12 protein-coding genes are annotated in these 12,947 nt (G+C 66.6%); 3 read left to right on the top strand and 9 right to left on the bottom strand.

Features of this window, described 5'->3' with window-relative positions:
* Position 1: 1 nt before the first annotated feature.
* From IE266_RS08175 to IE266_RS08165, 3 genes are read right to left on the bottom strand one after another with little or no spacing between them, the layout of a single operon-like run.
* The gene (locus tag IE266_RS08175) at positions 2 to 649 is read right to left on the bottom strand and encodes an amino acid ABC transporter permease (protein WP_189679579.1); all 648 of its coding nucleotides are present in this window, start codon (positions 647 to 649) and stop codon (positions 2 to 4) included.
* 10 nt (positions 650 to 659) lie between these two features.
* A complete protein-coding gene (locus IE266_RS08170) occupies positions 660 to 1,451 on the bottom strand; it encodes a creatininase family protein (RefSeq protein WP_189679578.1) in 792 nt (263 codons plus the stop codon).
* Between the two features lie 55 nt (positions 1,452 to 1,506).
* On the bottom strand, positions 1,507 to 2,292 hold the full coding sequence (locus tag IE266_RS08165; protein WP_189679577.1) for a transporter substrate-binding domain-containing protein: 786 nt from the start codon (positions 2,290 to 2,292) through the stop codon (positions 1,507 to 1,509).
* 146 nt (positions 2,293 to 2,438) lie between these two features.
* Between IE266_RS08165 and IE266_RS08160 the strand changes: the two genes are divergently transcribed.
* Positions 2,439 to 3,395: a LysR family transcriptional regulator gene (locus tag IE266_RS08160; protein ID WP_189679576.1), complete on the top strand. Its 957-nt coding sequence runs from the start codon at positions 2,439 to 2,441 to the stop codon at positions 3,393 to 3,395.
* Between the two features lie 157 nt (positions 3,396 to 3,552).
* On the top strand, positions 3,553 to 4,353 hold the full coding sequence (locus IE266_RS08155) for a class I SAM-dependent methyltransferase (RefSeq protein ID WP_189679575.1): 801 nt from the start codon (positions 3,553 to 3,555) through the stop codon (positions 4,351 to 4,353).
* A 240-nt stretch (positions 4,354 to 4,593) separates the two neighbouring features.
* Here IE266_RS08155 and IE266_RS08150 read toward each other — a convergent pair whose 3' ends face one another.
* On the bottom strand, positions 4,594 to 5,760 hold the full coding sequence (locus IE266_RS08150; RefSeq protein ID WP_189679574.1) for a YcaO-like family protein: 1,167 nt from the start codon (positions 5,758 to 5,760) through the stop codon (positions 4,594 to 4,596).
* Between the two features lie 70 nt (positions 5,761 to 5,830).
* Here IE266_RS08150 and IE266_RS08145 point away from each other — a divergent pair, with 70 nt between their 5' ends.
* Positions 5,831 to 8,296 (top strand): adenylate/guanylate cyclase domain-containing protein, encoded by a 2,466-nt coding sequence (locus IE266_RS08145; protein ID WP_189679573.1) that lies wholly within the window; start codon positions 5,831 to 5,833, stop codon positions 8,294 to 8,296.
* On the opposite strand, the gene IE266_RS08140 is transcribed toward IE266_RS08145, so the two are convergent.
* From IE266_RS08140 to IE266_RS08120, 5 genes are all read right to left on the bottom strand, one after another.
* Positions 8,290 to 8,817, bottom strand: a complete 528-nt coding sequence (locus IE266_RS08140; protein ID WP_189679572.1) for a hypothetical protein — start codon at positions 8,815 to 8,817, stop codon at positions 8,290 to 8,292. The two genes, IE266_RS08145 and IE266_RS08140, sit on opposite strands and share 7 nt — an antisense overlap.
* A 24-nt stretch (positions 8,818 to 8,841) precedes the next feature.
* On the bottom strand, positions 8,842 to 10,566 hold the full coding sequence (locus IE266_RS08135) for a peroxidase family protein (protein ID WP_189679571.1): 1,725 nt from the start codon (positions 10,564 to 10,566) through the stop codon (positions 8,842 to 8,844).
* 148 nt (positions 10,567 to 10,714) lie between these two features.
* Positions 10,715 to 11,227 (bottom strand): Lrp/AsnC family transcriptional regulator, encoded by a 513-nt coding sequence (locus IE266_RS08130; protein WP_189679570.1) that lies wholly within the window; start codon positions 11,225 to 11,227, stop codon positions 10,715 to 10,717.
* Complete coding sequence (locus IE266_RS08125) at positions 11,224 to 12,084, bottom strand: VOC family protein (RefSeq protein ID WP_189679569.1); 861 nt, start codon at positions 12,082 to 12,084, stop codon at positions 11,224 to 11,226. Before IE266_RS08125 ends, IE266_RS08130 begins: the two co-directional genes overlap by 4 nt.
* Before the next feature lie 31 nt (positions 12,085 to 12,115).
* Positions 12,116 to 12,826, bottom strand: a complete 711-nt coding sequence (locus IE266_RS08120) for an SDR family oxidoreductase (protein ID WP_189679568.1) — start codon at positions 12,824 to 12,826, stop codon at positions 12,116 to 12,118.
* Positions 12,827 to 12,947 lie beyond the last annotated feature (121 nt).

The raw sequence follows: 12,947 nt of genomic DNA, 5'->3' as shown, positions 1-12,947 counted from the left end.
CTCACACGATCCGGACGCGACGGTCGAGCCAGGCAATGCCCCGGCCGGTCACGTAGATGATCGCCATGTAGAGAATGCCCGAAATCAGGAACATCTCGAATGGCTTGTAGGTCGATCCGATGAACCGCTGCGCAGTATAGGTCAGCTCGACAACCGAGATCGCGGCAACCAAGGCGGTGCCCTTGATCAGCGCGTTGATGTTGACGCCCAGCGGGCGGATCATCAGCCGCGCCGCCTGCGGCAGGATCACATAGCGCATCGCCTGCCAGCGGCTCATGCCCAGCGTGCGGGCGGCCTCGCGCTGGCCCTTGTCTATGGCGATGATCCCGCCCCGGATGGTCTCGGTCATATAGGCGCCGATATTCACGCCAAGCCCGATCACCCCGGCCTCGAAGGCATCCAACTGGATGCCGATCTGCGGGCCACCGAAATACAGCAGGAACAGCTGGATCAGGGCAGGGGTGCCTCGGAAGAAACTGACATAGGCCGCCCCCAGGAATCGCACGACGGCCAGCCGCGACAGCCGCGCGGCGGCGCCGAGCGCGCCGCAGGTCAGCCCCAGCAGGGTGGTCAGCACCGACAGCTGGATCGTGACCCAGGCCGCCTCGATGAAATAGGGATAGACCTTGAGGATGAGCTCGATATCCACCGGCCCGCCCCTAGTGGTGGTCGCGGCGCGGCAGGATCGGCAGCGCCCGGATCTCGCGCACCAGCGCGGTGGTTTCCTCGACAGCCGCTTCCAGGAACTTGCGGCCGGTCTCGGGGTCCGCGACGGTGGGGTCGCCCATCGTGCCCTCGGGCGAAACCTCAGACCACCAGCGCATCAGCATGGCCTTGCCGCCGCCCTTGGCGAGGTCGAGGTTGAAGAACCTGCTGTTGGGGTTGTGCAGGTTCTGGTTGGTGGCCTTCGACAGGTCCACGTGCTCGGGCTCCAGGTGCATGTACATCGCCGCCTCGAACTCGCAGGCATGGGCAATGCCCCCGATCTCGGACTTGCGGTGTTCGTTCACGCGGTCGGCGCAGAGGTTCCAATACGAGGCCGAGACGCAGATGATCTCGTCCCGGATCACCGTCTTGCGGGCGCAGAGGTCCAGCACCGGGTGGTTCGAGCCATGCGAGTTCAGCAGCAGGATGCGGCGGAAGCCGTGATGCGCCAGCGAATGGGTGATGTCGGTGACAAAGGCGATCAGAGTCTCGGGCTGGATCCAGATGACGCCGGGAAAATCCTTGTGGTGTTCGTTGAACCCGTAGGCGACAGGCGGCATCACCAACACCTCGTCCGGTGCGGCCTTCGCCACGCCATTGGCCACCGCCATGCCCAGAACGGTGTCGGTGTCGAGCGGCATGTGCGGCCCGTGGTCCTCGGTCGCCGAGACATTCAGGATCACCACGCGGTCCTTGTCCGCGTCGCGCACCTCTTCCCAGGTCAGCTTGCCGTATTCCGTCTTCATTCCCGTCCCCTGTAGAATGCGCCCGCCGGTTGATCCGGCGGGCGTGGTGTTGATGTCAGCGAATGTCGCCGCCGACCCACTTGTTGGCAATCTCCAGGTAGGTGCCGTCGTCCATCATCGACTGCAGTGCCGTCTGCATGGCCTCGGCCAGCTTCGGGTTGCCCTCGCGGATGGCGATGCCTGCGCCGATCGCGTCGGTCTGCAGGTCGGACAGGGCGACGAAGTTGTAGCCGCGCTCCTTCATCGCCAGGATGGCGGCGATCGAGTCGTTGATGATGACGTCGACGCGGCCGTTCTCCAGCTCAAGCAGCAGTTCCGGCAGGCCCTTGTAGGTGCGCACGTTGTAGCCCTGCTCGCGGGCCCATTCCTCGTGGGTCTCGCCCAGGGTCACGCCGACCTTGGCGTCCTTGACCTGCGCCACCGAGGTGATGCCGCTGTCGGGCTTGGTGAAGATCGCGCGCTTGGTGGTGTAGTAGGGGCCGACGAAGTCCACCACCTTGTCACGCTCTTCGGTGATCGACATCGAGCCGACGATGGCGTCGTATTTGTTGGCGAGCAGGCCGCCGATGATGCCGTCCCAGGCGGTGGTGATGATCTCGACCTCGAGGCCCATGCGCTTGGCGATCTCGGTGCCGATGGCAGGGTCGAAGCCGACAACCTCGTTCTTCTCGTTGACGAAGTTGAACGGAGGATAGGCGCCGCTCATGGCGATGCGCATGACACCCTTTTCCTTCAGCGTGTCGAGCTCGTCGGCCATGGCGAAGCTGGTGGTGCCAAGCGTGGCCATGGCGGCAAAGCCGGCCAGCACGGCGGATTTGAGAAGGGTTCTGCGGTTGGTCATCTGGGTCTCCCTGTTCGGTTCAGTTGCATGTTGGGGGCCTTGGCCCCAGGCGCGATAAAAGTGTCCGGGCGCTCGGCGCACAGGCTTGCATGAGGGTAGTGCATCGGGCAAATAGATAATTGCGATCCAAATCATTGATGAAATCTATGCTCAGGCCCTATGAACAACGCTTCCCCTGGAACCTCGACTGGAACCTGCTGCGCACCTTCATGGTGGTGGTCGAACAGAAGGGCATCTCGCGCGCGGCCGATTTCCTCGGGCTGAAACAGCCGACGATCAGCAGCGCCCTGAAACGGCTCGAGGATGTCACTGGGCAACAGCTGGTCGACCGCAAGCCGAACCGCTTCCAGGTGACCGACGCGGGAAGGGTGCTCTACTCGGAATGCGCGGCGATCTTCGGCGCGGTGGCGCAGTTGCCGGCGCTGATGGATGCCGACCGCGAGGAGCTGACCGGGCATATCAGCATCGTGCTGGCCAGCCACGTGGTCTCGCCGCATTTCGATGAGGTGCTCGAGGCCTATGCGAGGCGGCACCCCCGAGTGACCTTTTCGATGGTGGTCGAGGAAAGCGCCGAGGTGGCCGCGCATATCCGCCAGAACCGCGCGAGCTTCGGCATCTGCCTGTTCAACGGAACCCCGCGCAACCTGACCACACGGGTGCTGTTCCGCGAATTCTTCGGCCTCTACTGCGGCCCGCGCCACCGCCTCTTCGGGCGCAGCAACATTGCGCTCGACGAACTCGCCGGCGAGCCTTCGGCCTCGTTCCAGACCGAGATCGAGGGCGGGCCGCTGGTCTCGGTCGGGCAACTGCGCGAACGCGCCGGGCTGGCGGCGGGGCTGCACGGGGTTTCGTCCAGCCTGCCCGAGGTCCGGCGCATGATCGTCGCCAATATCGGCATCGGTGCGCTGCCGGTGCATGTCGCGCGCAAGGACGTGCGGCTGGGCGAACTCTGGCAGGTGCCGCCCTATTCCAATCTGCCGAGGGTCGACATCCACCTGCTCACCAACCCGCGCCGGAGCCTGCCGCCACACGAGGTGGCCTTCCTCGCGATGATCGACGAGATGCTGGCGAGGGTCAGCATCGACGAGCGGACCTACCGCTAGGGAGTTGGTCTGCCCGCGCATAGGCGCAACGCCCATCATTGCGGCAAGCTCTTGGCAATTCCCCCGGGAACCTGTCAATCAGGCGACAGGGAGCACTTGGCCTTCGGCACCGCAGCTGTTGAGATGCGGCAAAGCCGGGCATGCGAGGAGGTATGCAGTGAAGTTTCGTTCCGCCACTGACGTCGTCGGACGTATCAACATGCGCCTCCAGCCGAGAGGCAACGACCTGCGCCGGCAGGCGAAGGTGATCGAGACCATGCTGCAAGAGGGCGAAGCCCTGCTCGATCGGGCCCGTCTGCTCGCCCACCTGCAGGAATTCGGCCTGTCAGGGTCGACCGCGGCCTGGAAGGGGCTGGCCAGCTATGCCGACTGGATCAACACGAGCGTCGTCGGCCCGCTGCAGATTCCGACTGAGATGGTCGACTACCTCCTCTATGCCGGCCGCCACCGTCCGGCCAGCGTGGCCGAGATCGGCGTGGCGAACGGCGGCATGGCGACCTTTTCGGCGGCTTTCTTCCAGGCGCTGAACCCCGCGTGCCAATATCATTGCATCGACATCAAGGACCGCTTCTACGTCCTGCCTCGCATCCGCGAGCGGTTGAACTTCGCGTTCCACATCCCCTCGACCTCGGATGACCACGCGGGCAAGGTCTTCGACGTCGTGTTCATCGATGGCGACCATTCTTATGGATGGGCCAAGCGGGACTATCTGAACATGGGCCGGCACGCCAAGATGATCTGCGCCTTCCACGATATCCACGGCCAGGAATACGTCTCCGAGGAAGGCGGCATCTTCGGTTTCTGGCGCGAATTGCGCGCGACCGAGGCGCGGCAGTCCACCATGATCGAGTTCAGCCACGCCGTGCCGGGCGAGGGCGTGGGTCCGCGCGGGCTCTGGATGGGGATCGGCATCATCGACAGGACGACGACGCGGGGATTGCCCCTCGCCACGGCGTAGACGTCTCAGGCCGACGGCGCGCTGGGCCGCTAGATCGGCAGCCGGGCCTGGTGGCGTTCCGCTCCAGCCGGTGGGTGCCGATACCAGGCTCAGCGGCAGCCAGGCGATGCCTGGCCCGCCCCATTGCGCCCACAACGCCCAACTGGAGACGCCCGGCCTGTTCAACCAGCTCCCCGCGGATCTCCTGCCGGAGCGACAAGCGGCCCGTGACGGCGGCGCTGGGCGGCAACCGTTCGGCGTTCACAGCCGCAAGAGCACCGGGTTCATCGCGCCGGGCGGCCCACCCAGGTCGCGCGGGTCGGGTGCCAGGAGGCGCGAGCGACCTAGCCGCGGTTTCCAGTGGCAGAGGTCCGGCGACAGGGCCCGCCAGACCGGCACCCCAAGCTCGGCCCGTGATTGGTTTACAAAGGCCACGCGGATGCCCGCATCGCGCAGGGCGCTGCCGATCCGGTCGGCGGGGGCAGGCGGGTCGATCCCCGCCACGCCCAGCGAGATCGGTGGCGTCGCGAAGCTCACCTCCTCCAGCCACCGCGCGCCGTCGGCGCGCAGCACCGCGGCACCCGCCCCGCGCAGTACCAGCGCCACCTGCCCCATCTCGGTCAGCGCCCTTGTCGCGGCCGAGGCGAAATCGGCGCCCGAGGCGAACCCCAGCGCCGGCGCGCCGCCCGGCAACATGCCTGCCGCCGCGACCGAGGCCACACCGAGGTCGGTGGTGATATCGAACAGGCGCAGAGTAAAGCCTTGGTTCGTGAACCGCTCGCAAAGCGCGCGGCCGGCATCGTCGAGCTGCGCGTCCGACAGCAATGGCCGCGACCGGCGGCCATACCACCACCGCCCCGTGGCATCGCGCTCGATCAGTTCGAACAGCGCGCGGCTGCGGGCGTCCCGGTCCGACTGGCCGGCGGCGCAGCCGTTGGTATCGGCCAGGCCCGCGCCGAGGAAGACGCAATCCACCGGCACCCAGACGGAGCCGCCCTCCAGGTCGCGCGCCGCGACCCATTCCATCTCGGCGTCGTCATCGCGCTGCACGACCCGGTCGGTTCCTGCCATGTGCGCGTTCCATGCATCCCGCGCGCTTAGCTGCGGCTCGGCAAAGCCACCAAGCGCGGCAGCCGTCCAGACCTCGCGCTGCAGGTCACCGGCGCGGGCGGTCACCGTCGCTTCGTCGCCCCAGCGGCACAGGCTTGCGATCTCGACCGCTTCGCCCAGCCCGCTCAGCTTCGCGGTCTCCCAATCCAGGCCGCGTCCGCCTGCGGCGCGCCCGGCCGCGGGCAACCCGGCACGCGGCCAGTTGGGCAACCGTTCCAGGGCGGCGCGATTTGGGGCGGCAAGGGTGCAAAACACCGGCCATCCCGCCGGTGACACGGGAACGACGTCGAAAAACGGCTCCAGATCGGTTAAGCTCATGGGATGACGTTACGCCCCGAACGACGCCCGCGATAGGATGGAAGCCCGCAACGAAAGTTCGCTTTTGCCCGTGCCGCCTCCAGTCGAGTTCGCGGAACGCGTCGTCCTGTTCATCGACATGGTTTCCTACAGCCGCCACATCGGCCTCGACGAAGCCGCGACGCTCGAATTCATGGCCGGCTGTTTCGACAGTTTCCGCATCCTGTCGCGCCGGTTCAACGGAACATTGGTCAAGACGCTGGGCGATGGCGCGCTGCTGCTCTTCGACGGGGCGGTCGATGCGATCAGCTTCGGGGTGGAGTTCCAGAATATCGTCGCAGACCGGCAGACCGGCACACCGGATCCCTTCATGTTCCGCGTCGGTCTCCACCTGGGGGACGTTCAGCTCCGGAATGGCGATGTCTTCGGCAATACGGTCAACATCGCCGCCCGCCTGCAGGAAAAGGCCCGGCCAGGCGATTGCGTCCTCTCACGGGCGGTCTTCGACGCGATCCGCGAGGAAACCGACTATGGCTTCGAGCCGCTCGGCGCGCAGACGCTGCGCAATATCCGGGACCAGGTCGCTATGTACCGGGTCGTCGATCTCGGGTCCGCCCATACCAACCCGGACCCGCCGCAGGTTCACCGGATCGAGGTCCTGGGCCGGCCCGACGGCTTTCTCGGCCCCGACAGCCGCCTCCTCGGCGCCGATGCGCGGGCGCTCCTGGGCTACCTCGTGCTCTGTTCCGGCCGCGCTGACGCCTTTGACCGGCTCGAGGCGCTGATCGGATCGGCCAGGCGGGTCTCGCAGGCGCTGGAAGAACTTTCCGGTACCACCGCGCTGCCGCTTCACCGGCTCGACCAGATGGTCGCGCTGGACATCCGCGCGACGGAGAGCGATCTCGAGGCATTCCTCGCGGAACTCCGCCACGACCGCATTCCCCTGCGCCTTGCTACCGACCCCAATTGGCCCGAGCACATTCTCGCCGGCCTGGACGAGGTCAGCCCGATGTTCCGGGGCTGGGTCCGCATCATGCGCTCGATGTGGCGACGGCGGCTGCTGGGCCAGCTGGAACGGGTGATCGGCCGCACCGACCCTAGCGACGAGGCCCACGAAGCCGCCGCGGACGCCATACTGCTGCTGGAACCCGGCAACGAGATCGCCTCATACGCCCGCATCTCGGCGCGCCACGCCCTGGGCGACCAATCCGCCGCGCTGGACGAGTTCCGGCGCCTGGACAGCTACCTGAAGGAAACCCATGCCGTCTCGCCCGGTGCCCGCATCCTCGATCTCATACGCTCGATACGGGCAAGGGTCGCCCCCGCAGCGGCGGCTTCGGGCGACCGTCCCAGGCGGCGCCGGCTGCTGCGTATCGCGGTTGCCGAATTCAACGAACCCCCGGACGCGCCCGAACAGGCGCACGGTCGCGTCGCCGCCTTCCGCGCCGACCTGCTCGAAAACCTCACACCCTTCCGCGACTGGTCGATAATCGACGGGGAACAGGTGGCGCTGGCGGCGGAGGGCGAACGCGACCAGATCGACTACCTGTTCCAGGGCGACGTGCTGACCCGCGACGGCGACCCGATGCTCTCGCTCCGTCTCAGCAAGGCCGCCAGCGGGCGCAGGGTCTGGGCCGACAGCGTCTCGCTCCTGTCAGCCGACTGGAGTCGGTCGCAGATCGACATCGTCCGCAACATCGCGGCCACGCTGGAAAGCCACATTTCGGCCGACCGCCTGGCGCTGGTGGTCGACGGCTCCCGCAAGGACCTGACCAGCCATGACGCCTGGCTACGCGGCGACCGCGCTCTGATGCGCTGGACCCCGGAGGGCGCCGAGGAAGCCCGCAAGATCTTCGAGGAGATCCTGCGCGACGACCCCGACCACGCTCCCTCGCTGTTCCGCCTCGCCTCGATCACCAATATCGAGCACATCATCCGTCCCGGCCGCCAGTGCAGCGCCGCCGAATACGCCCGCGCCGACAGCTTCGCCCGCAAGGCAGCGGACCTCGATCCGATGGATGCGCGCGTGCAGCGCACCGTGGCCTGGAGTGCGGCGATGACCGGCGCCTTCGCCCGCGCGTCGATGCACATGGACCTGGCGATGAACCTGCACCCGATCAGCCCGGCGACGCTCGCCAGCTGCGCCATGGGCTTTGCCTGGCTGGGCGAGCGGACCAAGGCCGAAACTACCCTGACGCGCTGCCTCGCGGTGAGCCGGATGCTGCCCCCCTGGGGATGGGCCTATAATGCCGCCACCTACTTCTTCCTTGACCGTCTCGACGCGGCGCTGGAGGCGGCGGAACTCGGCGGCACCAGCATCCTCGACAGTCACGGCTGGGTCGCGGCGATCCACGCGCGGCTGGGCAACGAAGCCAAGGCCGGCGCGGCCTTCGCCCGTCTGGTCGAGACGGTGACACCTGCCTGGGCCGGGTCGGAACCGGCCACGCCCGCGGCCATCGCCGAGTGGTTCGGCTCGGCCTTCCCGTTGCGCGAGGACCGCGACCGCCAGGTGCTCGTCGGCGCGATCCGGGCGGCCCATGCCCATGCCGGTTACTGACAGCGGTTGAGGAAGATCGTCGCCAGCAGGTATTTCTTCGCCTCGTCTGTCACCGCGCCGCCCATCAGGTGGGCCAAGTCGTCGGCCAGCCGCGAGACATAGCCGCTGAGCAGGTCGATCGGCCGCTCCTCGGGGATTGGAATGCGCATGTCCTTGGACACGCCCGGCGTGATCTTGTCCTCGCGGCACTCCACCTTCAGCCGGTGGTCGGTCAGCACCCCGCCGTGCGGGGCCTGGTAGATGTATTTCCCGGCCGGCTTCGACAGGGGCGCGGCAATCGCGGTGTCGTCGAAGATGAAGGTATACTTGTTCGACGGGGTCGCTCCGGCGTTCTTTTCGAGCTTGTCCCAGAGATCGTCGAAGAAATCATCATCGTCGAGCTTGTTTCCGGTGACCGGGTTGGTGGCCAGCATCCAGGTGTTGATCGTCTCGCCGGCGGCGACCATGCCGTCGCGCCGCCGTTGCAACTTTTCCGCGAGCGTGTTCGCGGCGGCACTGTCTTCTACGAAAATGCTGGTCATCGCGTTCTCCTTCTGTTGCGCGTTTCAATCGACGCCGCCGTAGGCCACGGCGACCACATCGGTCAGGGAAAAGCTGTTCATTTTGCTCGGGTCCAGCCGCACCTTGCGCTCGAAATCCGAGGCAATCTGGCCGGCCGGACCCTCGGTGACGATGCTGTCCGGCGATTTCAGCAGCGCGGCCAGGATGGTCTCCATCACCACCCGCCCGCCCACCGGGCCGAGCCGGCCATCGCCATGCGCCTCGGCCTCGGCAAGGGTGTAGAACCACAAGGGAGTCTGGGTGCAGAGCGCGTTGTCGCCTGCCAATCCGGGAAAGCGCGAGGCCCGCGTGGTCAGGAACTGCTGGACCGACAGCGGCCCGCCGCCGGCCAGGGTGGCGACCTGCTGTCCGCTGGGCAGCCCGAAGCGCCGGCCTCGGCCCAGCGTCACCCGCGCCAGGTTGAACGGGGCGAGGTTGCCGGGGTCCCTCGGGTCGGGGAAATTCGCCCGCTTCAGCGCGCCGAACATGCCCGAGATGCTGGCGCTGATCGGCCGCGCCGCCACGCCGTTCACCGACAGGTAGGGGTTCTGCGCCTCGACCATGTGCCGCCAGGGTTGCGCCCAGTGGAAAGCGACCTTGCCCAGCGGCAGCGAGCCTCCAGCCTGGGTGTAGGCGAGCAGGGCGTTCAGATCGGCCGCCTGGCTCTGCATGTAGGACCCCTGCGGCCAAGGAATGGTCCAGAGCGGATAGGTGTTGCCGACCATGCTGTGCCCGAAGCGGAAGACGGCGGCGGCGAATTCGATCGGCACGAGGAAGTCGCCCACCGGGCCGGTCACCACGATCCGCCCGGTGTTCTTGACCGTCGTGTAGACGTTCGGCGGGACGATCTTGGGCAGGTAGTCGGTCAGCACCACGGCCTGCAGATGCCGGCGGGTCTGCACGCGGGCCTCGTCGGGCGAGAGGTTCAGCAGCGCCGCGATCTGCTGGTGGAACCGGACCAGCAGTACGTGCATCTGCGCCAGCCCGAGGTTGCTGTCAACCCGCGCGTCCTGACAGGCATGGTGCCCGCCCGGCGCCGTGCGCGGCAGGTCGAAGGTCTCTTCCAGCCCGGCGGGCGGCGGCGTTGCGCGCCCCAGGCTGGCCCCCGCCTGGTCGATCCAGGTGCTCGTCGGCGCTCCGGCCACGGGCGCGGTCCCGAACAGGGAATCGAAGCTCAGCGCATGAAGGTTGCGCGCATTGATCCAGGCCCCGGTCACACCGTTGACCTGTGCCGTGTCGCTCCAGTCCAGGAAGGACATGTCGTGGGCCAGGTACTGGCCGAAATAGGTGTAGGCCGCCGGGATCACATGCGCATGTGTCACCCCGGAGTCCACCAGCATCGCCGCGCCCAGTTGGTCGAGGATGCCGTCCTCGGGCCCGGCGTCCGCCGCCATCGCCTCAGGGCCGAGCCTGCCGTAGAGGTCGATATGCTCGAACCCGCTTGTTGTGACATTCGCGGTGTCGTTGAAGGTGCGGATGCGCGATTCCTGCGGCGACGCCGCCGCCTTTAGGATGCTGCTCAGCACTGCCCCGTTCGCCTGGGTGCCAAGGTCGGGCACCGCCGCCCGCAGCGGCTCTCCGCCCGGCGTGTCGATATCGGCAAAGACGACCCCCAGCGTCGCCTGCTCCTCGCTCCCACGCAGAGAGAACCTCCAGAACTTGGAGGCGTTCGCGCCTTGGGACTGCCTGTCGCGTACGAAGGTCAGCCCGCCTCCGTGCGTCAAGGACATCTCTGGCCTCGCCGGTTGAATTCCAGCGATACTACTCTCTCGCGATTGATTTTCCTAATATTATCCGGCGCGCCAGATCCGAAAACGGCCCGCCGGGGCAATCCGGCGGGCCGTTCGGACGGGGCAGGACGGCAGGCCGCGCCCGCGGTCAGAGATAGGTTGTCGGGATCGCGGTCGTGAACTTCAGCTCTTCCATCGAGATCATCGAGTTGATCTGGCTGAACTCCAGACGCTGGATCATCTTCTTGTAGACCGCGTCATAGGCCGCGATATCCGGCACCACGACCTTGAGGATGTAATCCACCGTCCCGGTCAGGCGATAGGCTTCGACCACCTCGGGAATCTCGTCGATCAGCGATCGGAAGGTGTTGAGCCAGTCGATCCCGTGTCGCGAGGTGCTGAGCCCGATGAAAATGGTCAATGGCACGTTGGCGCGGGTCTGGTCGACCAGCACGACGCGCTTCTTGATGACGCCGGCCTCCTCCATCCGCTTGATGCGCCGCCAGCAGGGGTTGGTCGACAGCCCGACCGCCTCCGAGATCGCCTGGATTGGCGTGTCGCTATCGGCCTGCAGCATTTCGAGGATGCGCTGGTCGATCTCGTCGAAGGTGATGCTCTCGATCGGCTTTGACCCCGTCTTGCGAGGCTTGGGATCGCTCATGTCGGGACGAACTCCACGATCACGCCCGCCGCAGCCTCCGGCCCGACGGCGATGCCCTGCGCGGTCTCGATAAAGCCGACGCCCGCCTTCTCCAGACATCCCCGCGCCGCGCCGATGTCGCGCACCTTGACACGCAGGGCGGTGAAAGCCCCTCGCGTGGTGCGGGCGAGGTCGAGACCCGGGTAGGCGCTGGCCATCCGTTCCGCATCCGCCAGGATCAACGGGGCCGAGTTGGGTCCGGTATGCACCGTGGTGAAACCGTCGTCGGTGCTGACCGACCCTTCGGCCCAGAGCCGGGCAAAGCGCGCCGCATCCGCCTCGGGCGAAGCGGAGACCGCCAGAATGGCGCTCAGCCCGCAGGCGGTATTGGCGTGTTCCAGCAGTTCCGGGATCCAGACGGTATGACGCGTCTTGTGCTGGCACATGAAGACCGTGCCCAGCGGCGTATCCGCCGGCGTGAAGGACACCGTGGAGAAGGCGGCGATATCCTCGCTGCCATCGGGCATCGGCACCGGGCGCGAGAAGCTGCCCAGACCCTGCGTTGGCAACCCCAGTTCGGCCAGCGCTTGCGCCGCCGCTTCGGCGTCGTCGATCCGGCAGGCGATGGCGTGCAGCCCCTGTCCCATCCGCTCCAGTATCCCGCGACGCGACAGGTTCATCTCGGTCGGCGTCAGGATTCCAAGCAGCTCGAAGTAATCCTCCGGGAACATGATCGTGTGGTTGGCAGTACCCTTGGCCGCCGAATGCATCCCGCGCGGCGAGAGGGTGAAGCCAAGCGCGCCATATTGCGCGGCAGCATCGTCGAGATCATCGACAAGGGCGAAACAGTGGTCGATGCCTTTGACAGGGTGGGTCATGAAACGGTCCTTCGTGGAAAATCGGGTCTGATCAGCGGCGAACGGGCGAAAGCAGGATTTCCGGCAAGACGATGCCCGGCTGCATTTCGGCGACAAAGAGCGCGGTCTTGGCCATGTCCTCGGGCTGGATCATCGCGGCCATCTTGCTCGCGTCGAATCCGGGCCGCTTGGCCAGCAGCGGCGTCGCCACCTCGGCGGGGCAGAGCGCGGTGGAGCGGATGCCGTTCTTGCCTTCCTCGTCGTTGAGGCTCAGCGAGATATCCGACAGCGCGTGTTTCGAGGCGCCATAGGCGACCCCGCTGACGGCGGAATGGAACCGCCCGGCCCAGCTCGATGTGTGGATCATCACGCCATCCTTCTGCGCCCGCATGATCGGCAGGCAGGCGGCGATGACGTTCAGCGCGCCGGTGACGTTCACCGCCAGCAATTGGTCCCAGCTCTCCCAGTCGAGCTCGGCCCAGGTACGCTTCGGGATGTTCAGCCCGGCGTTGTTGCAAAGCACGCTCAGATCGCCGGACCAAGCGACAATCTCCTGCGCCGTGCGGGCCATCCCATCGCGGTCGGTCACGTCACCCGGCACGATCAGCGCCGCCGCCGGATCGGCGAGCGAGGCCGCGACGTCCTCCAGCGTGTCCCGCCGCCGCGCGGTCAGCGCGACTCGATATCCGGCCCCGGAGAAGGCCCTGGCCATTGCAGCCCCGATTCCCGACCCCGCTCCGGTGATCCATGCAGTTTTTGACATGTGTCCGTTCTCTTCAAACTGGCTTTCAGGCCGAGCCTAGCACCAAGTTTCGGCTGGTGTGTAGAAATTTTTTCCAATCATGAACGATAAGTTGGTTTTCATATTGACGCGCGCCGATCCC

The organism is Seohaeicola zhoushanensis, from assembly GCF_014656415.1.
Taxonomy (GTDB): Bacteria; Pseudomonadota; Alphaproteobacteria; order Rhodobacterales; family Rhodobacteraceae; genus Seohaeicola_A; species Seohaeicola_A zhoushanensis.
This window is presented reverse-complemented; position numbering and strand designations above follow the sequence as displayed.

What these genes read in the sequence shown, in the direction of transcription:
- IE266_RS08170 (WP_189679578.1), bottom strand. Translation starts at nt 1,451, where the DNA reads ATGAAGACGGAATACGGCAAGCTGACCTGGGAAGAGGTGCGCGACGCG.
- IE266_RS08160 (WP_189679576.1), top strand. Translation starts at nt 2,439, where the DNA reads ATGCTCAGGCCCTATGAACAACGCTTCCCCTGGAACCTCGACTGGAAC.
- IE266_RS08120 (WP_189679568.1), bottom strand. Translation starts at nt 12,826, where the DNA reads ATGTCAAAAACTGCATGGATCACCGGAGCGGGGTCGGGAATCGGGGCT.
- IE266_RS08165 (WP_189679577.1), bottom strand. Translation starts at nt 2,292, where the DNA reads ATGACCAACCGCAGAACCCTTCTCAAATCCGCCGTGCTGGCCGGCTTT.
- IE266_RS08130 (WP_189679570.1), bottom strand. Translation starts at nt 11,227, where the DNA reads ATGAGCGATCCCAAGCCTCGCAAGACGGGGTCAAAGCCGATCGAGAGC.
- IE266_RS08125 (WP_189679569.1), bottom strand. Translation starts at nt 12,084, where the DNA reads ATGACCCACCCTGTCAAAGGCATCGACCACTGTTTCGCCCTTGTCGAT.
- IE266_RS08135 (WP_189679571.1), bottom strand. Translation starts at nt 10,566, where the DNA reads ATGTCCTTGACGCACGGAGGCGGGCTGACCTTCGTACGCGACAGGCAG.
- IE266_RS08150 (WP_189679574.1), bottom strand. Translation starts at nt 5,760, where the DNA reads ATGAGCTTAACCGATCTGGAGCCGTTTTTCGACGTCGTTCCCGTGTCA.
- IE266_RS08140 (WP_189679572.1), bottom strand. Translation starts at nt 8,817, where the DNA reads ATGACCAGCATTTTCGTAGAAGACAGTGCCGCCGCGAACACGCTCGCG.